This is a genomic window from Streptomyces sp. NPDC031445, from assembly GCF_055581365.1.
In genome coordinates this window covers 125,077-144,697 of sequence record NZ_JBVIJO010000006.1, presented here as the reverse complement: position 1 = coordinate 144,697, position 19,621 = coordinate 125,077, and the positions used below count along the sequence as shown (strand labels likewise).

19 protein-coding genes and 1 tRNA gene are annotated in these 19,621 nt (G+C 73.8%); 11 read left to right on the top strand and 9 right to left on the bottom strand.

All coding sequences use genetic code 11. The features are described from left to right. The first annotated feature begins 16 nt into the window (after positions 1–16). Positions 17–1,012, top strand: coding sequence for a magnesium/cobalt transporter CorA (corA, locus tag ACZ5DC_RS17970; protein ID WP_366750738.1), 996 nt, complete (start codon positions 17–19; stop codon positions 1,010–1,012). Positions 1,013–1,200: 188 nt separating this feature from the next. Here corA and ACZ5DC_RS17965 read toward each other — a convergent pair whose 3' ends face one another. Further along, positions 1,201–2,256 carry an LLM class F420-dependent oxidoreductase gene (locus tag ACZ5DC_RS17965; protein ID WP_468653763.1) on the bottom strand — a complete coding sequence of 352 codons (1,056 nt, stop codon included), beginning with the start codon at positions 2,254–2,256 and terminating at the stop codon, positions 1,201–1,203. Positions 2,257–2,511: 255 nt separating this feature from the next. Between ACZ5DC_RS17965 and ACZ5DC_RS17960 the strand changes: the two genes are divergently transcribed. Then, complete coding sequence (locus ACZ5DC_RS17960) at positions 2,512–3,495, top strand: aldo/keto reductase (protein ID WP_468653761.1); 984 nt, start codon at positions 2,512–2,514, stop codon at positions 3,493–3,495. Further along, positions 3,492–5,756 carry a helix-hairpin-helix domain-containing protein gene (locus tag ACZ5DC_RS17955; protein WP_468653759.1) on the top strand — a complete coding sequence of 755 codons (2,265 nt, stop codon included), beginning with the start codon at positions 3,492–3,494 and terminating at the stop codon, positions 5,754–5,756. The genes ACZ5DC_RS17960 and ACZ5DC_RS17955 overlap by 4 nt, the downstream gene beginning before the upstream one ends. Before the next feature lie 125 nt (positions 5,757–5,881). Here the strand turns inward: ACZ5DC_RS17955 and ACZ5DC_RS17950 are convergent, their stop codons facing one another. Then, positions 5,882–6,586 (bottom strand): hypothetical protein, encoded by a 705-nt coding sequence (locus ACZ5DC_RS17950; RefSeq protein WP_468653757.1) that lies wholly within the window; start codon positions 6,584–6,586, stop codon positions 5,882–5,884. Positions 6,587–6,633: 47 nt separating this feature from the next. Here ACZ5DC_RS17950 and ACZ5DC_RS17945 point away from each other — a divergent pair, with 47 nt between their 5' ends. Continuing rightward, the gene (locus ACZ5DC_RS17945; RefSeq protein WP_014671721.1) at positions 6,634–6,822 is read left to right on the top strand and encodes a DUF5703 family protein; all 189 of its coding nucleotides are present in this window, start codon (positions 6,634–6,636) and stop codon (positions 6,820–6,822) included. A 76-nt stretch (positions 6,823–6,898) separates the two neighbouring features. Here ACZ5DC_RS17945 and ACZ5DC_RS17940 read toward each other — a convergent pair whose 3' ends face one another. From ACZ5DC_RS17940 to ACZ5DC_RS17930, 3 genes are all read right to left on the bottom strand, one after another. Then, entirely contained in the window at positions 6,899–7,732 is an 834-nt protein-coding gene (locus ACZ5DC_RS17940) for a chaplin (RefSeq protein ID WP_468653755.1), read from the bottom strand. Positions 7,733–7,849: 117 nt separating this feature from the next. Then, the gene (gene chpH / locus ACZ5DC_RS17935; RefSeq protein WP_014671723.1) at positions 7,850–8,083 is read right to left on the bottom strand and encodes a chaplin ChpH; all 234 of its coding nucleotides are present in this window, start codon (positions 8,081–8,083) and stop codon (positions 7,850–7,852) included. 161 nt (positions 8,084–8,244) lie between these two features. Further along, positions 8,245–9,570 (bottom strand): M20/M25/M40 family metallo-hydrolase, encoded by a 1,326-nt coding sequence (locus ACZ5DC_RS17930; RefSeq protein ID WP_366750732.1) that lies wholly within the window; start codon positions 9,568–9,570, stop codon positions 8,245–8,247. 210 nt (positions 9,571–9,780) lie between these two features. Between ACZ5DC_RS17930 and ACZ5DC_RS17925 the strand changes: the two genes are divergently transcribed. Both ACZ5DC_RS17925 and polX read left to right on the top strand, forming a co-directional pair. Next, a tRNA-Leu gene (locus tag ACZ5DC_RS17925) sits at positions 9,781–9,868 on the top strand. A gap of 62 nt (positions 9,869–9,930) precedes the next feature. Next, entirely contained in the window at positions 9,931–11,658 is a 1,728-nt protein-coding gene (gene polX / locus ACZ5DC_RS17920; protein WP_468653753.1) for a DNA polymerase/3'-5' exonuclease PolX, read from the top strand. Positions 11,659–11,661: 3 nt separating this feature from the next. Here polX and ACZ5DC_RS17915 read toward each other — a convergent pair whose 3' ends face one another. Genes ACZ5DC_RS17915 through ACZ5DC_RS17905 form a run of 3 tightly spaced genes read right to left on the bottom strand, consistent with a single transcriptional unit; the run spans position 11,662 to position 14,414 of the window. Beyond that, the gene (locus tag ACZ5DC_RS17915) at positions 11,662–12,780 is read right to left on the bottom strand and encodes a CapA family protein (protein WP_468653751.1); all 1,119 of its coding nucleotides are present in this window, start codon (positions 12,778–12,780) and stop codon (positions 11,662–11,664) included. 9 nt (positions 12,781–12,789) lie between these two features. Next, the gene (locus ACZ5DC_RS17910) at positions 12,790–14,094 is read right to left on the bottom strand and encodes a phosphoribosyltransferase family protein (RefSeq protein WP_468653749.1); all 1,305 of its coding nucleotides are present in this window, start codon (positions 14,092–14,094) and stop codon (positions 12,790–12,792) included. Between the two features lie 11 nt (positions 14,095–14,105). Continuing rightward, a complete protein-coding gene (locus ACZ5DC_RS17905) occupies positions 14,106–14,414 on the bottom strand; it encodes a dsRBD fold-containing protein (protein WP_366750727.1) in 309 nt (102 codons plus the stop codon). A 173-nt stretch (positions 14,415–14,587) separates the two neighbouring features. Here ACZ5DC_RS17905 and ACZ5DC_RS17900 point away from each other — a divergent pair, with 173 nt between their 5' ends. Further along, positions 14,588–14,965: a YchJ family protein gene (locus tag ACZ5DC_RS17900; RefSeq protein WP_366750726.1), complete on the top strand. Its 378-nt coding sequence runs from the start codon at positions 14,588–14,590 to the stop codon at positions 14,963–14,965. 22 nt (positions 14,966–14,987) lie between these two features. On the opposite strand, the gene ACZ5DC_RS17895 is transcribed toward ACZ5DC_RS17900, so the two are convergent. Next, positions 14,988–15,689: a FadR/GntR family transcriptional regulator gene (locus ACZ5DC_RS17895; protein ID WP_366750725.1), complete on the bottom strand. Its 702-nt coding sequence runs from the start codon at positions 15,687–15,689 to the stop codon at positions 14,988–14,990. A 139-nt stretch (positions 15,690–15,828) separates the two neighbouring features. On the opposite strand from ACZ5DC_RS17895, the gene ACZ5DC_RS17890 reads away from it, so the two are divergent. From ACZ5DC_RS17890 to ACZ5DC_RS17875, 4 genes are read left to right on the top strand one after another with little or no spacing between them, the layout of a single operon-like run. Further along, positions 15,829–16,356, top strand: a complete 528-nt coding sequence (locus ACZ5DC_RS17890; RefSeq protein ID WP_468653746.1) for a gluconokinase — start codon at positions 15,829–15,831, stop codon at positions 16,354–16,356. 39 nt (positions 16,357–16,395) lie between these two features. Next, on the top strand, positions 16,396–17,793 hold the full coding sequence (locus ACZ5DC_RS17885; RefSeq protein ID WP_366750723.1) for a GntP family permease: 1,398 nt from the start codon (positions 16,396–16,398) through the stop codon (positions 17,791–17,793). Positions 17,794–17,803: 10 nt separating this feature from the next. Further along, positions 17,804–18,565, top strand: a complete 762-nt coding sequence (locus ACZ5DC_RS17880; RefSeq protein ID WP_468653744.1) for an SDR family oxidoreductase — start codon at positions 17,804–17,806, stop codon at positions 18,563–18,565. Positions 18,566–18,579: 14 nt separating this feature from the next. Next, positions 18,580–19,599, top strand: coding sequence for an L-idonate 5-dehydrogenase (locus ACZ5DC_RS17875; RefSeq protein ID WP_468653742.1), 1,020 nt, complete (start codon positions 18,580–18,582; stop codon positions 19,597–19,599). Positions 19,600–19,621: the final 22 nt, after the last annotated feature.

The window sequence follows — 19,621 nt, the reverse complement described above, 5'->3', positions numbered from 1 at the left end:
AGGGAGAATGCGCGGCGTGATCGTTGACTGCGCCATCTACCGGCACGGGCACCGGACCGAGGGACCGGAGGACCTGTCCGACGCGCTCGCCGAGGCCCGGGCGGCCGGCGGTTTCGTGTGGATCGGGCTGCACGAGCCGTCCGAGCGGGAGTTCGACCTGGTCACCCAGGAGTTCGGGCTGCATCCGCTGGCCGTGGAGGACGCCCTCAAGGCACATCAGCGGCCCAAGCTGGAGGTGTACGACGACTCCCTGTTCATGGTGCTCAAGCCGGTCGTGTACGAGCCCGAGAGCGACGCGGTCTCCGCCGGCGAGGTGATGGTGTTCATCGGCGACTGCTTCGTGGTGACCGTCCGGCACGGCGAGTGCTCTCCGCTGGCGGCGGTGCGGCACCGGCTGGAGGAGGAGCCGGAGATGCTCGACAAGGGCCCCACCGCCGTGCTGTACGCCATCGCGGACGCCACCGTCGACCACTACCTGGAGGTGGCGACGGAGCTGCAGACCGACCTGGACGAGCTGGAGGCGGAGGTGTTCCAGCCGGAGACCGGCGGTTCCCGCAGCACCGCGTCGCGGATCTACACCTTCAAGCGGCAGGTCCTGGAGTTCCGCCGGGCCACGGGGCCCCTGACGCTGCCGCTGGCCCGGCTGGCCGGCAACGGGCCGATGGGCGGCACGGTGCCCTTCGTGCACGACAAGGCGCGGCCGTTCTTCCGGGACGTCGGCGACCACCTCATGCGCGTGAACGAGTCCGTGGAGGCCCTGGACCGGCTGGTGTCGGACATCCTCTCCGCCCATCTGGCGCAGATGAGCGTGCGGCAGAACGACGACATGCGGAAGATCTCCGCGTGGGCGGCGATGGCGGCGGTCCCCACGATGATCGCGGGCATCTACGGCATGAACTTCGACCACATGCCCGAGCTGCACTGGCTGTGGTCGTACCCGGCGGTGATCCTGGTGATGGCGGTGCTGGAGGTGCTGCTGTACCGGCAGTTCAAGCGGCGCGGCTGGCTGTGAGCGCCGCCCGGGCGAACAGGCGCGGCGCGGGGCGCCCAGGCGCGGCTCACGGCGCGTACCGCCGGAGACGTGGTGGCGGCGGGGAAGTACGGGGCCCGGTCGTAACCGGGCGGGGCCGGGCGCGTTGTTCTCGGTGACGGCCGTGGCGGGGAAGACCCCCGAGCCCCCACCACGGCCGCTGACATCCCTTACGCGAGCCCGGCGCGCTCCAGGGCCTCGCTGCCGGCCCGCAGGGAGGCGATCCGCTCCTCCAGCGTGAATCCCGCCGGCGCCAGGCTGAGGGTGGTGACCCCGGCGGCGGCGTAGGCCTTCATCCGGTCGGCGATGCGGTCGACCGAGCCCAGCAGCGTGGTCCTGTCGATGAGGTCGTGCGGGATCGCCGCCGCGGCGCCCTGCTTGTCCCCGGACAGGTACTTCTGCTGGATCTCGGCGGCCTCCTTCTCGTACCCCATGCGCTGCGCGAGCTTGTTGTAGAAGTTCTGCTTGGCGCTGCCCATGCCGCCGACGTACAGCGCGGTGTACGGCCTGAAGGTGTCCGCGAGCCGGGCCACGTCCTTGTCGTCGCCGACCGCGAGCGGCAGGGTCGGGCACACGTCGAAGCCGTCGAGCGTCAGGCCCGCCTTCTCGCGGCCGGCCCGCAGGTGGGTGATCGTGGTCTCCTCCAGGTGCTCGGCGGAGGGGAAGATCAGCAGCGCGCCGTCGGCGATCTCACCGGTCTGCTCCAGGTTCTTCGGGCCGATCGCGGCGATGTAGAGCGGGATGTGCTCGCGCTGCGGGTGCACGGTCAGCTTGATCGGCTTGCCCGGTCCGCCCGGCAGCGGCAGCGTCCAGTGCTCGCCCTCGTACGTCAGCCGCTCCCGGCTCATCGCCCTGCGGACGATCTCCACGTACTCCCGGGTGCGGGCGAGCGGCTTGTCGAACTTGACGCCGTACCAGCCCTCGGAGACCTGCGGGCCGGAGACGCCGAGGCCGAGCCGGAACCGGCCGCCGGAGAGCGAGTCCAGCGTGGCCGCGGTCATCGCGGTCATCGCGGGCTGCCGGGCCGGGATCTGGAAGATGGCCGAGCCGACGTCGATGCGCTCGGTCTGGGCGGCGACCCAGCTGAGCACGGTCGCGGCGTCGGAGCCGTAGGCCTCGGCGGCCCAGCACACCGCGTAGCCCAGCCGGTCGGCCTCCTGCGCCACGGCCAGGTTGTCGCCGTCCATTCCGGCACCCCAGTAGCCGAGGTTGATCCCGAGCTGCATGGCCGAATCCCCTTACCCATGAGTAACGTCCCTGTGCGGCAGACCTTAGCGCGGGGGCGGGCGCCGGGGGCAGAGTGCCCGGCTTCGGCGATTCCCCGGTCGTTCGCCGGTGGTGGCTCGGCGGGATCCCCCGGTGGCGCGTGCGCCGCCGGCCGAAGGGGGCGGCAGCGCGGGTTCCCGGGCCCCTCGGAGCACTCCGAACGGGTTGTCCACAGGCAACCCACCGCACCGGTTCTGGCCAGTAATCTCGCGGTCATGGAGCAGAGGCATCTCGGCCGGACCGGCCTGCGCGTGTCCCGGATCGGACTCGGCACCCTCACCTGGGGCCGGGACACCGACGAGCACGACGCCGCGGACATGCTGAAGGCGTTCTGGGAGGCCGGCGGCACCCTGGTCGACACCGCGGACGTGTACGGCGACGGGGACGCGGAGTATCTGCTGGGGCAGCTCATCGACGGTCTGGTGCCGCGCCGTGACCTGGTCATCTCCACCAAGGCGGGCAGCGTGCCCGACCCCGACCGCCGCTTCGACGGCTCCCGCGGCCATCTGCTCGCCGCGCTCGACGCGTCCCTGGCCCGCCTCGGCACCGACTACGTCGACCTGTGGCACGTCCACGCCTACGACCCCGGCACCCCGCTGGAGGAGACGCTCCACGCCCTCGACCTCGCGGTCGGCAGCGGCCGGGCCCGGTACGCGGGAGTGTCCAATTTCTGCGGCTGGCAACTGGCCAAGGCGGCCACCTGGCAGCTCGCCGCGCCGGGCGTCCGGACCCGGCTGGCCAGCACGCAGATGGAGTACTCGCTGCTCCAGCGGGGCGTGGAGCGGGAGGTGCTGCCCGCCGCGCTCGACCTCGGGGTGGGCCTGCTGCCCTCCTCGCCGCTCGGCCGGGGCGTGCTGACCGGCAAGTACCGGCACGCCACTCCCCCGGACTCGCGCGGCGCCTCCGAGCACCTGGCGCCGTTCGTGGAGCCGTACCTGGACGACACGGCGACCCGCATCGTGGACGCGGTGACGACGGCGGCCGACGGGCTCGCGGTCACCCCGCTCCAGGTGGCCCTCGCCTGGGTGCGGGACCGGCCCGGGGTGGCCGCGCCGATCGTCGGCGCGCGCAACGCACAGCAGCTCACGGCGGCGTTGTCAGTGGAGGCCCTTAGTCTTCCTGACGAGATCTGCCGGGCGCTGGACGATGTGTCGGCGCCCGTGCACCGCTATCCCGATCACGACTGGAGCACGCTGTGAGCACGGAGCCGGAGACCACGGAGGAAGCCGGGCCGGGGACGCCGGACACACCGGGGACCACGGAGCACGGCACCGACGGGGCCGTCACGGCCGGGGGCACGACCGACACGGGTGCCGCCGGCGACCCGGACGGGGCGGACGGTACCGAGGCCGCGGACGGCTCGGACGGCGTGGACGCCGACGAGGGCTCGGCCGGGGTGGAGACCGGCGGTGGCTCCGGGGCTGTTGAGGGGGGTGCCGCCGCTGCCGGGGCGTCCGAGGCGGAGGCCGAGCTGGCCGCGCAGCGGGTCGAGCGGGAGCGGATCGAGCGGCGCAAGGCCGAGAAGCGGGGCCCGATCGACAGCGGCGCCAAGCTCAGCGGCAAGGCGGCCGACCTGCTCGCGGCCATCCGGGCCGTGGAGAGCGGCGAGAAGCCGGCGGCCACGGTGTTCGAGGAGCCCGCACCGGCACCGCGCCGCGCCGCCCCGGAACCGGTGCGCAGGCCCCAGCCGGCCCCCGCCCCGGTCGCGCCCGGCGGCCCCGCCCCGGAGACCGTCGACGCCGTGCGCCGCGTGCTGGCCGAGGGCGGCGCGCCCGACACCCTGGCCCCTCAGGTCGCCGCGGCCCTCGGCGAGGGCGCCGGCACCGCGCTGAGGGAGGACCCCTGGCAGCTGCTCCGGGTCGGCGGCGTACGCCCGGACCAGGCCGACGGCTTCGCCCGGGCGCTGCTCGGCGCGGCCTGCGGCCCGGACGACGAGCGGCGCGGCCGCGCCCTGACCGTCTGGCTGCTGGAACAGGCGGCCGTGGCCGGGCACACCGCGCTGGAGCTGCCCACGCTCGTCGCGGCGCTCGGCAAGCAGGGCGTGCCCGACCCGGACGCGGCGGTGCAGGGCGCGCTCGCCGAGGGCGAGGCACTGGCCTTCCAGGACGCCCTGGAGGAGCCCGGCGCCGCCGCGCCCCAGGCGGGCGACGAGGACGCCGACGAGGAGCGGGAGCGGCCGGTCCGGGTCCTCGTCGGCCTGGAGCGGTACGCGCTGGCCGAGGAGAGCCTCGCGGACGGCCTGGCCCGGCTGGTCAACTCCGTGGCGAAGGAGCCGGGGCAGGCCTGGGAGGCCACCGCGGCCGGGTTGTCCGGCGGTGCCGCCGAGCTGGCCCGCGCGGTCGCCGGGCACGGCCTGGTGCTGCACACCGGCGGGGAGGCGGCCCGCGCCGAACCGGCGGCGCTGCTCGGTGCCGCCCGTGCGGCGGGCCTGCGGGCCTTCGCCGCCTGCCACACCCCGGACGGGCGCCGGCGTCTGGCCGAGCGGCTGGGCGGGGAGACGGCGGAGCACGGCGCGGGCACGGTCGCGGGGCTGCTGTCCGGTGACGAGGGTCCGGGCCGCGACGCGGACGGCGCCCTGGAACTCGATCTGCTGATCGTGCCGGACGCGCCCCAGCTGGACGTGGAGAGCGCCGCGATGCTGGTGGAGTCGCTGCCCGACGGGGCCCGGCTGCTGTTCTGCGGTGACCCCGGGGTGCTGTGGTCGGCCGGTCCGGGCCGTGTCTTCGCCGATCTCCTCGCGGCCCGTGCCTGCCCGCAGATCGCGTCCCGCGTGCCCGACCCCGGTCCGCTCGGCGAGCTGGTCTCCGGCGTCGGCGTCGGCGAGCTGAACCAGGTCGCCGCACCGGGCAAGGAGATCGTCATCGTGCCGGTGCGGGACGCGGGCGAGGCCGTGCACCGGACGGTGCAGCTGGTCGCGGACTCGGTGCCGCGGGCGATCGGCGTCCCGGCCGACCAGACCGTGGTGATCACTCCGGGCCACGGCGGCGCCGCGGGCACCCGCGCCCTCAACTCCGCCCTGAAGGAGCGCCTCAACCCCGGCCCCGGCCGGTTCGGCGGCTTCGACCCCGGCGACCGGATCGCCTACTCCCCCGCGCCGGGACGCACCGTGCCGGGTGTGGTGGTGAGGGCCGACGCCGACGGACTGCACCTGTCGTGCGCCGGCGCCCCCGTCGTCGTACCGCGCGAGCGGGTGGAGGGCAGCGTCCGGCACGGCTGGGCGCTGACCGCGCACCAGGCGGTGGGCACCCGCTGGCCGGCGGTGGTGGTCGTCCTGCCCGGGGACGCCGCGCAGGCCCTCAGCCGCCCGTGGGTGTACACGGCGTTCGGCCGGGCGGAACGGCACCTGTCCGTCGTGCACGGCGTGGAACAGGCCCTGCCGAAAGCGGTGGCCGAGGTCCCGCCCAGGCCGCGCACGACCCGCCTGCAGACGCTGCTGCGCACGCAGGTCCCGGCGACCTGAGCCTTCGTCCGCGCGCCTTCCCCGGCAGGCCCGCCGTGCGCAGGCCCTCGTCACGGCGGCGGAGTCCGGCGGTGCCGTACCGGCCCCAGGCCGGCGGCACCGCCGCCCCGGTCACGTCCGCCCTGTCACTTCTCGGCGTTGACCGGCTCCAGCTCCCCGTCCCCGTCCTCTTCTTCCTCGTCCTCGTCGACGAAGTCGATGTCGTCCTCGTCGTCGGAGACCTCGTCGTCGAACACCGCGCTCACGTCGAAGCGGCACACCACCTGCTGCGGATCGATGTGTTCGAACGGCGCCTCCAGCCACTCCCCGGCCTCGGGCGGCTCCTCGGCAGCGGTGACCCAGAGCGTGGAGTCGCCCTCCTCCAGGCCGAACTCCTTGTGCCGGGAGGCGATCTCGTCCGGTTCGAACTCGCCGAAGAGGACGCCCAGCGCCCCCGGGACCGTCCCGGCGGCATCGTCTTCGTCCACGGCGTCGTCGTACTCCGCCGCCTCCACCCGCTGGGCCTGCGCGAGCAGCCGCTGGGGTTCCGCCACGGTGTAGTCGCGGCGGATCAGCACACTGATCGCGTTCGGCTCCTCCGGGCCCGCGTACGGCGGCAGCGCTTCGTCCGCGCTGGGGATCTCGAAGGGGGTGACCTCGTCGTGGCGGTCGTAGAGCAGTTCGTCGTACGCCTCGGCGGCAGCGGCCAGCTGGTTGAACGCCTCGGACACGGCCGGGTCGTCCTCCCCCGACCTGCGTTCGACCGCGGCGAGATGACGGTCGAGCGCGGTCTTGACGGCCTCGGCGGCGGCGCGTACCTCGGCAGCGGTGGGCTGCGCAGCATCAGACATAGTGCAGACGCTATCCGTACCGGGCACCAGCCCGCACAATAGATGCGATGCCGGAATACGAATTTGTCGACGTGTATGTGCCTCGCGGGGTCTCCCGCAAGGAGGCCACACGTCTGCTGACGGACCATGCCGAGTACGGACACTGGGAGTTGGACCGACTGAGCCTGTTGCGCGACGGCAGCCGCAGAGTGCGGTTGCGCCGGCGGATCATCCGCCAGGTGCGCGCGACATGGTGAGCGTGATCACAGGATGAGGGTGGACAGGTGAACGGAGCGGGCCCCGCCGGCACGGCAGGGCCCGCTCCGTCGCGGGTCACGCCCTGGCGCGTGCCTTGCGGTAGAGCACCGCGCCCGCGAGCAGCGCGCCCGCGCCGGCCGGCAGGGCGATGCCGAGCGGCACGTCACTGCCCGTGTGGGCGAGCTGGGCGGCGCCCAGGGGCCGGCCGTCGCGGCCCACCTGGGTCCTGACCTGGGACGTACCGTGCGTCCCCGAGCCGCCCGAGCCGGTCTGGGTGCCGGAGCCGGGGTGGCCCGGCTGTCCCGGTTCGCCGGGCTTACCAGGGTGACCCGGCTGCCCGGGGTGCCCCGGCTCTCCCGGCCCACCAGGCTTCCCCGGATGGCCCGGCTGCCCGGGTTCACCGGGCTTCCCCGGATGCCCGGGCTCCCCCGGGTGGCCCGGGTGTCCGGGGTGCCCCGGCTTCCCGGGCGGATTGCCGTACCCGCCGTCGTCGGCGCAGTCGTTCCCCACCGCGGCGTTCCCCGCCCCGATGACGTCGACGCTGTTGCCGCACACGTTGACCGGGACGTCGAGCGGCACCTGCACGGTGTTGCCGGAGCCGGCGCCCGGGGAGCCGCCGGTGCGGCCGCCCGCGTGCGAGCCGCCGTGGTGACCCCCCGGGCCGCCGCCGTGGCCGGCGCACTTGTTGCCCACCGACGGGTTCAGGAGCCCGACGACGTTCACGGTGTTGCCGCAGATGTTCACCGGCGCGTGCACGGGCGCCTGCACCGTGTTGCCGGACAGTACGCCGGGTGAGCCCCCGGCGGAGCCGGCCGCGCCCGAGTCGGCGTGTGCGTAGCCGCCCGCGGCGGCGATGACACCGGTCGCGGCGGCCATGGTCATCAGGCTCTTGCGTGTGCCCTGTCGCATGCTGGATTCCCCCCTGCCTTCCCTGTCTTCGATCCTCAAAGACCGGTCGGCCCCGGAGCGCATGGCGCGCGCTCCGGGGCCGACGGCTCGTAAAAGACGCCCCTCAGGGAGCCGGCGTCACTTGTTGACGCAGGCGTTGCCGAAGGCGGGGTTCAGGAGCCCGATCACGTTGATCGTGTTGCCGCACACGTTCACCGGGACGTGCACGGGCACCTGGATGACGTTGCCGGAGACGACGCCCGGGGAGTGCACGGCGGCACCCTGGGCGCCGGAGTCGGCCACGGCCAGGCCCGCGCCCGCGAGAACCAGCCCACCGGTGGCAGCCGCAGCAGCGACGACCTTCTTGATCATTCTTCCTCCTAGTTGGCAATGCGACCCCAAGGCGCGGGGTCACATCGGATGCAACGAGGAGGGGCTGATGAAGCTACGAGCCTATCGTCGCATTCACCCTTCTCAGTCGATCTCGTACGGCTGCCCGATTCCCGCCGTGCGCGCCCCGGACGGGGTCCGGCTCACGACGCGTCGAGGAACCGGTCGAGCACGCGGACGCCGAACCGCAGGCCGTCCACCGGCACCCGCTCGTCCACGCCGTGGAACATGCCGGCGAAGTCGAGCTCCGGCGGCAGCTTGAGCGGCGCGAAGCCGAAGCCGCGGATGCCGAGGTCGTCGAAGGACTTGGCGTCGGTGCCCCCGGAGAGCATGTACGGGATCGCCTTGGCGGTCGGGTCCTCGGCGAGCAGCGCGGCCTGCATGGCCTCGACCAGGGCGCCGTCGAAGGTGGTCTCGACGGCCTTGTCCGCGTGCACGTCCTCCCGGCGGACCTTCGGGCCGAGCAGCCGGTCGAGGTCGGCGAGGAACTCCTCCTCGTGGCCGGGCAGGAAGCGTCCGTCGATGTGCGCGGTAGCCTCGCCCGGGATGACGTTGACCTTGTAGCCGGCGGTCAGCTGGGTGGGGTTGGCGGTGTTGCTCAGGGTCGCGCCGATGAGCTTGGCGATGCCGCCGAGCTTGGCGAGCGTGGACTCCATGTCCTCCGGGTCCAGCTCGGTGCCGAGCGCGTCGCCCAGTTCGTCGAGGAAGGCCCGGGTGGTCTTGGTGACCCGCACCGGGAACTTGTGCCGGCCGACCCGGGCGACGGCCTCGGACAGCTCGGTGATGGCGTTGTCGCGGTGGATCATCGAGCCGTGCCCGGCGGTACCGGCCACGGTCAGCTTCATCCAGTGCATGCCCTTCTCGGCCGTCTGGATCAGGTAGAGCCGCCGCTGGTCGTCGACGGTGAAGGAGAAGCCGCCGACCTCGCTGATCGCCTCGGTCACGCCCTCGAACAGCTCGGGGTGGTGGTCGACCAGGTACCGGGCGCCGTACGTGCCGCCGGCCTCCTCGTCGGCGAGGAACGCGACGACGACGTCCCGCGGGGGCCGGCGCCCGCTGCGCAGCCGGTCGCGGACGACCGCCAGCGTCATGGCGTCCATGTCCTTCATGTCGACGGCCCCGCGTCCCCACACGCAGCCGTCGGCGATCTCGCCGGAGAACGGGTCGTGGGTCCAGTCGACCGCGTTGGCCGGTACGACGTCCAGGTGGCCGTGGATGAGCAGCGCGGGCCGGGACGGGTCCTCGCCCTCGATGCGGGCCACCGTGGAGGCGCGGCCGGGGTGCGACTCGTAGATCCTGGGCTCCAGCCCGACCTCGGCGAGCTTCTCGGCGACCCACTCGGCGGCCTTGCGCTCGCCGGGGCCGGAGTGGTCGCCGTAGTTGCTGGTGTCGAACCGGATCAGCTCGCGGCAGAGGTCCACGACCTCGTCCTCGCCGGTGACGGTCCTGGTCGTGTCCGTCTCGCTCACGCTGCTTCCTCCCACTGTCACTGCTGGTGGTCCCTGTCATCCTCTCTCCGCTGCCGCCCCGGGCCCAAGACCGGTCCCGGCCCGTCACACGCCGTTCACGCCCGGCCGGCCCCGCGACCGGGGGTGATCAGGCACCCGCGAAAGCCTGGTAATGTTTCCTTCGTCGCCGCGAGGGAGCCCCACCGGGGAACCTCGCACGACAGACACCTTGTCCGGGTGGCGGAATGGCAGACGCGCTAGCTTGAGGTGCTAGTGCCCTTTATCGGGCGTGGGGGTTCAAGTCCCCCCTCGGACACCAGTGAGGCCCCTGCCCGGCAGGGGCCTTTCGCGTGCCCCGGCGCCGCTTCCTAGACTTGAGGCGTGGCCCGCCGCAACGACGAGGTCGAGGCGCTCCTGAGGGAGTACGCCGATCTCATCGCGATCACCGGAGGCGACGCGTTCAAGGCGCGTGCCTACGAGAAGGCGGCGCGGGCGATCGGCGGGTACCCGGCGGACGTCGCGGCACTGGACGCGGACGGGCTGCGGGAGATCCCGAACGTGGGCCGGTCGATCGCCGAGAAGGTGGCCGAGTACCTGCGCACGGGCACGATGGCCGTGGTGGAGGAGCGCCGGGCGAGGATCCCGGCGGGGGTGCGGGAGCTGATCACGATCCCGACCCTGGGGCCGAAGAAGGCGCTGCGGCTCTACGAGGACCTGCACATCTCCTCGGTGAGCGAGCTGGCCGCGGCCATCGAGGCGGACGCGCTGGCCGGTCTGAAGGGATTCGGCGAGAAGACGCAGGAGAACATCCGGCACGGGATCGAGCTGCTCCGGCAGGCGGGCGGACGGGTGCCGCTGTCGTCGGCGCTGGACACCGCCGAGCGGATCGTCGCCGAGCTGTCCGCCGTGCCGGGCTGCGAGCGCTGCGGGTACGCCGGTTCGCTGCGGCGGATGCGGGAGACCGTCGGCGACCTGGACGTGCTGGTCTCGGCGCGGCGGCCGGCGCCGTTCATGGACGCGCTGTGCGGGCTGCCGGTCACCGCCGAGGTGATCGCGCGGGGCACGAAGAAGACGTCGGTGCGCACCGGCGAGGGGCTCCAGCTGGACCTGCGGGTGGTGCCGCCGGAGTCCTGGGGCGCCGCGTTGCAGTACTTCACCGGGTCCAAGGCGCACAACATCCGCACCCGGACCATCGCCGTGCACCAGGGACTGAAGCTCTCCGAGTACGGCGTGTTCGACACCGGCAGCGGGGAGTCGGTGGCGTCCCGCACCGAGGAGGAGGTGTACGCGCGGCTCGGCCTGCCGTGGATCCCGCCGACGCTGCGCGAGGACCGCGGGGAGATCGAGGCGGCGCTGGGCGACGGCCTGCCCGAGGTGGTGACGGAGCGGGACATCCGCGGCGACCTGCACACGCACACCGATCTCACGGACGGCCTGGCCCCGCTGGAGGCGATGGTGGAGGCCGCCGCCGAGCGCGGTCACGCGTACTACGCGGTCACCGACCACGCGCCCAACCTGTACATGCAGCGCATGACGGACGAGAAGATCCTCGCCCAGCGGGAGCGGCTGCGGGAGCTGGACGGCACCCGGCGCCGGATGCGGCTGCTGCACGGCACCGAGCTGAACATCGGCCCGGACGGGGAGGTGGACTGGCCGGAGGAGTTCCTGGCCGGTTTCGATCTGTGCGTGGCCTCGCTGCACTCCCACTTCGACCTGGACCGGGCGGCGATGACGCGGCGGCTGGTGCGGGCCTGTGAGCATCCGTACGTCAACATCATCGGGCATCCCACGACCCGGCTGATCGGCAGGCGGCCGGGTGTGGACGCCGACTGGGACGAGGTGTTCGCGGCCTGCGCGCGCACCGGCACCGCGCTGGAGGTCAACGCCCAGCCGGACCGGCTGGACCTGCGGGACGAGGACATCCTGCGGGCCAGGGAGCACGGGGTGAGGTTCGCCGTGAACACCGACGCGCACTCCGTGCCGCACCTCGGGCAGTTGCGCTACGGGGTGGCGACCGCGCAGCGCGGCTGGCTCACCGGGGAGGACGTGATCAACACCTGGACGCTGACCCGGCTGCGGAGGTTCCTGCGCAAGGGCGGGCGGCCTTGAGGGTCAGCGCGGCGGCCGTACCGTGAGCGTGCCGTCCTCGCCGTCCTCGACGCGGGTGCCGAGGGCGCGGGCGTGCCCGTCGAGGACGGTGCGCAGCCAGGCGGTGTCCTCGCGGGAGGCGTGCTCCAGGCGCAGCCGGCGCGCCTGGAAGGGCACCATCCGCAGGCCGGTGAGCCGGCCGGTGCCGGGCTCCACCGAGACGAGGTACAGCAGCCGCAGGTCGTCGCGGTAGCGCTCGTGACCGCCGATGCCCTCGTAGTCGTCGACGAGGTCGCCGCAGCCGTACAGGACGAGCCGGTCCCGGTAGACCTCCGGTGGGCGGGGGTGGTGGGAGGAGTGCCCGTGGACGACGTCGACGCCCGCGTCGATCAGCGCGTGGGCGAAGCGGACCTCGTCGCGGGAGGGCCGGTAGCCCCAGTTGGGGCCCCAGTGGACGGAGGCGACGACGAGGTCGCCGGGCCGTCGGCCGGTGCGCCGCAGGCGGTCGGCGAAGTCCTTCGCGGCGGCGGGGGCCGGCGCGGTGACGAGGGCCACGCCGGGGCGGTCGGCGGTGGCGGCCCAGCCGTGCGGGATGCCGCTGGACGGCATGCCGAAGGCGAAGACCAGGACGCGTCCGCCCGGCCGCAGCGGGACGGTCGCCGGGCGCCAGGCGGCGTCCGCGTCCGGGCCCGCCCCGGCGGTGCGCAGCCCGGCGTCGGCGAGGGAGCCGAGGGTCTCCGCGAGGCCGGAGGGCCCGAAGTCGAGCACGTGGTTGTTGGCGAGGACGCAGACGTCGGGCCGGACGGCGGCGAGGCTGGGCAGGTTGGCCGGGTGCATCCGGTAGTGGACGGCCTTGCCGGGGGCGTAGTCGCCGTCCCGGGTGACGGCGGTCTCCAGGTTGACCACGCGCACCTCCGGGGCGGCACGCTCCAGGACGGGCAGCGCCTCGCCCCAGGGCCAGGCGGGGTCCACGGGCCGGGGTACCGGTCCGTTCGCGGCCTCCGCCAGGGCGACGTAGTCGCGGGCGTCGCGGAGGTAGTCCTCGCGCAGGGCGGGGTCGCCGGGGTGCGGGAGGACCTGGTCGACGCCCCGGCCGAGCATGACGTCGCCGGCGAGGAACAGGGTGACGGCGTTCTCGCCCATGACGCGGGGCTATACGTGCGCGGGTGCCATGTGGTCCGTGAACCAGTCACGTGCCAGCTCGGTCACCCGCTCCAGCGTGCCGGGCTCCTCGAAGAGGTGGGTGGCGCCGGGGACCACCTCCAGCCGGTTCTCGCACCTGAGCTGTGCCCGCGCGTCCCGGTTGAGGGCGAGGACCTGCTGGTCGGCGCCGCCGACGACGAGCAGGGTGGGCGCGGTCACCGCGGCCAGCCGGGGTCCGGCGAGGTCGGGGCGGCCGCCGCGGGAGACGACGGCGGCGGGCCGCGCGCCGGGGTCGGCGGCGGCCCACAGGGCGGCGGCCGCGCCGGTGCTGGCGCCGAAGAAGCCGACGGCGAGGCCCTCGGTGCCGGGTTCCTCGCGCAGCCAGCGGGTGGCGTCCAGCAGCCGTCCGGCCAGCAGGGCGATGTCGAACACGTTGCCCCGGTCGGCCTCCTCGGCGTCGGTGAGCAGGTCGAACAGCAGGGTGCCGAGGCCGGCCCGGTGCAGTCCCGCGGCCACGAACCGGTTGCGCGGGCTGTGCCGGCTGCTGCCGCTGCCGTGTGCGAAGGCCACGACTCCGGTGGCGTCCTCGGGCACGGTGAGGCGTCCGCCCAGCCGGACGCCGCCCGCGGTCACCGTCACCTCCCGGTCGGTGGAGCCGGCGCCCGCGGTGTGCCGGTGGCGGCTCGCGGCCCGGCGCAGACATGCGGTGACCTCCTCGTCGTCGACCTGGGCGAAGTCGGCGTAGAACTGGCCGACCGCGGCGAAGTGCCAGGGGGTGTCCAGGCAGACCAGTTCGTCGGCGTCCCCGCCGAGGCGCCGGGGGAAGTCCCGGGGGGCCACGGGGACGGCCAGCACGATGCGGGCGGCGCCCCGGGCGCGGACGGTCCGGCAGGCGGCCCGCGCGGTGGAGCCGGTGGCCACGCCGTCGTCCACCACGACGGCGGTCCGGCCGGCGACGGAGACGGCGGGTGCGGCGCCCCGGTAGCGCGCGGCCCGTTGCCCCAGCACCCGGCGCTCGCGTTCCTCGACGCGGGCGAGGTCCTCGGCGGAGACACCGGTGCCGCGCAGCACCTCCTGGTTGATCACGCGGACGCCGTCCTCGCCGATCGCCCCCATGCCCAGCTCGGGCTGGTACGGCACGCCCAGTTTCCGCACCAGGCAGACGTCCAGGGGCGCGTCGAGCGCCGCGGCGACCTCGGCGGCGACCGGCACCCCTCCCCGCGGCAGCCCGAGCACCACGACGTCCTGGCCCCTGAGGTACTCCAGGCGTTCGCCCAGTGTGCGTCCCGCTTCCAGGCGGTTCGTGAAGTGCACGGCCGGCTCCTTCACTCCCGTGGCTGCCAGAGCGGGGCCGGGGCCTCGGTGTCGGCGGCTCCGGTCGCCTTCATGTCGCCGTCGGCGGCGCGCAGCAGCAGGCGGCCCATGGCGATGAGCGCCCGGCCGGCGGCGAGCTCGTCGCCGATGTCGGGCATCGCCCGGTCGTAGGGGTTGCGGCGGGCCTCCGCGTGGCTCTCCAGGACGTTGTCGCCGGTGTCGAGGATGATCCGGGCCGTGGTGTCCGGATCGTGCTCGGACAGGTACAGGTTCAGCCGCCATTCCTTGACGGCGGGACGGCTGTTCATGGGTCCGGTCATCGTCCGCCACCTCGCTCCGCGGGCCGTGCCGCGACGGGCCGCCGGCCGTCCGCCGGTCCATCGTGGCTGGTCGCGCAGTTCCCCGCGCCCGTGAGGGGCGCTCCAGTCCGGCACTTCCACTGTGCACCCGACCCGCTGGGGACGCCTCCCCTGCCGGGGGCAGAATGTGGGCCATGACCTCGCGCACCTGCCCCTGCGGGCTCCCCCGGTCCTACGACGCCTGCTGTGGCCGCTTCCACACCGGCGCGGCGGCCGCGCCGACGGCCGAGCTGTTGATGCGCTCGCGGTACAGCGCGTTCGTCAAGGGGGACGCGGGGTATCTGCTGCGGACCTGGCATCCGCGGACCCGGCCCGCGCGGCTGGACCTCGACCCGCGGGTGCGGTGGACGGGGCTGGAGATCCTGGACACCGCCGACGGGTCCGCCTTCCACCGCACCGGCACGGTGACGTTCCGGGCCTCCTACCGGGGCGGCTCGCTGCACGAGCGGAGCCGGTTCGAGCGGGTGGACGGGGCGTGGGTGTACGTGGACGGGGACTTCCCGGGCGAGTAGCCCGGCCGGGGCCCGTCCCTCGCTAGGGCGCCAGGATGTCCAGTTCCTGGAGGGCGCCGACGGTGATCTGCCGGGTCAGCTCCTGCGCGCGGGGGGCGTCGCCCGCGCGGACCGCCTCGGCCACCTGGACGTGCAGGGTGACGGCCGCCGGGTCGGGGTCCTCGAACATGACCTCGTGATGGGTGCGGCCGGCCAGCACCTCGGCGACGACGTCACCGAGGCGGGCGAACATCTCGTTGCCCGAGGCCGTCAGGACGACCCGGTGGAAGGCGATGTCGTGGACCAGGTACTTGTCCAGCTTGTGGCCGCGTGAGTTGGCCACCATGCCGAGCGCGCACTCGGTGAGTTCGGCGCACTGCTCGGCCGTGGCGTGCTGCGCGGCGAGGCCGGCCGCGACGGGTTCGACCGCGGAGCGCAGCACGGTGAGCGAGCGCAGCTGGTGCGGGCGGTCGGCGCCCGCCAGGCGCCAGCGGATGACCTGCGGGTCGTAGACGTTCCACTCGGCCCTGGGGCGGACGGTGACGCCCACCCGGCGGCGGGACTCGACCAGGTGCATGGATTCGAGCACGCGGACCGCCTCGCGCATCACGGAGCGTGACACCTCGAAGTGCTGGGCCAGCTCGTCGGTGCGCAGCACGCTGCCCGGCGGGTACTCGCCCGCTGTGATCGCGGGGCCGAGGGTGTCCAGTACATGGCCGTGCAGCCCCCGGCCCGCTGTGCTCATGCACTCAGCGTACGGCGTGGATCACAGCGACAAAAAGTCAGACTTATACGTCACAGACTCTTGAATTCGTCGTACCTAATGGGTTTCAGTGTGGCGACGCCGCAGTGGCGTCGATGTCGAGGAAGACAGCGAGGCAGTGATGCGAACCCCCCAGGTCGTCGTCGTGATGGGCGTCGCGGGGACGGGCAAGACCACCATCGGTCCCTTGCTCGCCGCGCGGCTGGGCGTGCCGTACGCCGAGGGCGACGACTTCCACCCCCAGGCCAACATCGACAAGATGTCGGCCGGGATCCCGCTCGACGACGCCGACCGGTGGCCGTGGCTGGAGGCCATCGGGCACTGGGCGCACGGCCGGGCCGGACTGGGCGGGGTGGTCAGCAGCTCGGCGCTGAAGCGGGCGTACCGCGACCGGCTCCGGGCCGTGGCCCCCGGGGTCGTGTTCCTGCACCTGACGGGTGACCGTCAGCTGATCGAGGAGCGGATGTCGCAGCGTCAGGGGCACTTCATGCCCACCGCGCTGCTGGACTCCCAGTTCGCGACGCTCCAGCCCCTGGAGCCGGACGAGGCGGGAGTCGCCGTGGACGTCAGCGGCAGCCCCCAGGACATCACCGAGCGTGCCGTTCACGCACTCGACTCGCTTCCCGACACCGCGGGCAGCGCTCAGTAGCGCCCGTCAGAACACCCAAGTAACCGCAAGGGAACCCCCGTGACCAGACTCAGCGTCGAGATGCTGGCAGCGGACGCGCCTCCGCCGATCACCTCCGCAGGACACGCCCAGCTGGGCATAGCCGTCCTGGTGGGCATCGCGGTCATCGTGCTGCTCATCACCAAGTTCAAGCTCCATGCCTTCCTGGCGCTGACCATCGGGTCGCTGGCGCTCGGGGCGGTCGCCGGGGCGCCCCTCGACAAGGCCATCACCAGCTTCACCACCGGACTCGGCTCCACCGTGGCCGGCGTCGGCGTCCTGATCGCGCTCGGGGCGATCCTGGGCAAGCTGCTCGCCGACTCCGGCGGCGCCGACGAGATCGTGGACACGATCCTCGCCAAGGCCGGCGGGCGCGCCATGCCCTGGGCGATGGTTCTGATCGCGTCCGTGATCGGCCTGCCCCTGTTCTTCGAGGTCGGCATCGTGCTGCTGATCCCGGTCGTGCTGATGGTCGCCAAGCGCGGCAACTACTCGCTGATGCGCATCGGCATCCCGGCGCTCGCCGGCCTGTCCGTGATGCACGGCCTGATCCCGCCGCACCCCGGCCCGCTGGTCGCCATCGACGCGGTCAAGGCCAACCTGGGCGTGACCCTGGCGCTGGGCCTCGTGGTCGCCATCCCGACGGTGATCATCGCCGGTCCGCTGTTCTCGAAGGTCGCGGCCCGCTGGGTGGACGTGCCGGCGCCGGACCGGATGCTGCCGCAGCGCGCCTCGGAGGAGCTCGAGCGGCGTCCGGGCTTCGGCGCCACGCTCGCCACCGTGCTGCTGCCGGTGGTGCTGATGCTGGCCAAGGCGCTGGTGGACATCGTCGTGGACGACCCCACGGACACGACCCAGCGCGTCTTCGACGTCGTCGGCTCCCCGCTGATCGCGCTGCTCGCCGCGGTGATCGTCGGCTTCTTCACGCTGGGCAGGCCGGCCGGGTTCACCAAGGACCGGCTCCAGCAGACCGTCGAGAAGGGCCTGATGCCCATCGCCGGCATCCTGCTGATCGTGGGCGCGGGCGGCGGCTTCAAGCAGACGCTGATCGACTCGGGCGTGGGCCAGATGATCCTGGACGTCTCCAAGGACTGGTCGATCCCGGCGCTGCTGCTGGCCTGGCTGATCGCGGTGGCGATCCGGCTGGCGACCGGTTCGGCGACGGTGGCGACGGTCTCGGCGGCCGGCCTGGTCGCGCCGCTCGCGGCCGACATGTCGACCACGCACGCGGCCCTGCTCGTCCTGGCCGTCGGCGCGGGCTCGCTGTTCTTCAGCCATGTCAACGACGCCGGTTTCTGGCTCGTGAAGGAGTACTTCGGGCTGAGCGTCGGACAGACCGTGAAGACCTGGTCGGTGATGGAGACCATCATCTCGGTGGTCGCCGGCGGCCTGGTCCTGCTCCTCTCCCTGGTCGTCTAGGGGTACGGCGATGACGGCTCACCCCCTCTTCGACATCAGCGGCCGCACGGCCCTGGTCACCGGGTCCAGCCGGGGCATCGGCCTCGCGCTGGCCCGGGGCCTGGCCGAGGCCGGCTGCACGGTGGTCCTCAACGGGCGCGACTCGGGCCGGCTGGCCGAGGCCGCCGCGGACCTTCCCGGCGAGGTGCGCACGGCGGTGTTCGACGTGACCGACGGTCCGGCCGTGGCCGCCGGGATCGCGGACGTCGAGGAGCGGGTGGGCCCGCTCGACATCCTGGTCAACAACGCGGGCATGCAACTGCGCGCCCCGCTGCTGGAGTTCGCCGACGCCGACTGGCACCGCATCCTGGACGCCAACCTCACCAGCGCCTTCCTCGTCGGCCGGGAGGCCGCCCGGCGGATGACGGCACGCGGCCACGGCAAGATCGTCAACATCTGCTCGCTGCAGAGCGAGGTCGTCCGGCCCGGCATCGCGCCGTACGCGGCGACCAAGGGCGCGCTGAAGATGCTCACCAAGGGCATGTGCGCCGACTGGGGGCCGTACGGCGTCCAGGTCAACGGCCTCGGCCCCGGCTACATCGAGACCGAGCTGACCCGGCCCCTGGTGGAGGACGGGGAGTTCAGCGCGTGGGTGCGCCGCCGCACCCCGGCCGGGCGCTGGGGCCGTACCGGCGACCTGGTGGGCGGCCTGCTCTTCCTGGCCTCGCCGGCGGCGGACTTCGTCGGCGGGCAGGTGCTGTACGTCGACGGCGGCATGACGAGCGTGCTGTGAAAGGGGCGGCGGGCGTGCTGGGCTGTGTGATCCACGGGGCGGGCGAGCTGCGGGTGGAGGAGCTGGCGCCCCCTCGGCCCGCGCCCGGCCAGGCGCTGGTCGCGGTCAGGTACGGCGGGGTGTGCGGGTCCGACCTGCACTACTGGCGGCACGGCGGGGTCGGGGACTTCCGGCTCCGCGAGCCCATGGTGCTGGGGCACGAGGTGGTCGGCACGGTCGTGTCCTACGGCCCCGGCGCCACCGGTCCCGCCCCGGGTACGGCCGTCGCCGTGCACCCGGCCACGCCGTGCGGGACGTGCCCGGAGTGCGCCGACGGGCGGGCGAACGTGTGCCGGGACACGCGCTATCTGGGCAGTGCGGCGCGCTTTCCGCACGTACAGGGCGCGTTCGCGGCGCAAGTGGCCGTCCCCGCAGGCCAGTTGAGGGCGCTGCCGGACGGGCTCGGGCTGCGCCGGGCCGCGCTGGCCGAGCCGCTGTCGGTGGCGCTGCACGCGGTGCGGCGGGCCGGGGAGGTGACCGGACGGCACGTCCTGGTCACCGGGGCCGGGCCGATCGGGTGCCTGGTCGTCGCGGCGGCCAAGGCGGCGGGCGCGGCGCGGGTGACGGTGACCGACCTGGTGCCCGAGGCGCTGGGGTACGCGGCCGTCGCCGGGGCCGACACGCTGGTGCGGGCCCACGATCCGGACGATCCCGGGTGGCCGCCGGAGGTGGACGTGGCCGTGGAGGCGTCGGGGGTGGCCGCCGGTCTGGACACCTGTCTGCGGCGGGTGCGGCGCGGGGGCGTGGTCGTCCAGCTCGGGATGCTGCCGGCCGGGCGGACGCCGTTCGCCGGCAACCTGGTGGTGAGCCGGGAGATCGAAGTGCGGGGCGCGTTCCGGTTCGCCGCCGAGTTCGACGAGGCGCTCGAACTGCTGGCGTCCCGTGGGGAGTTCGACGGCCTGGTCAGCGCTGTGGTCCCGGTGCGCGAGGCCGAGTCCGCGTTCGCGCTGGCCGCCGACCGGGAGCGGTCCTGCAAGGTGCTGCTGGAGTTCTGACGGCGCGAAGGGAAACGGGCAG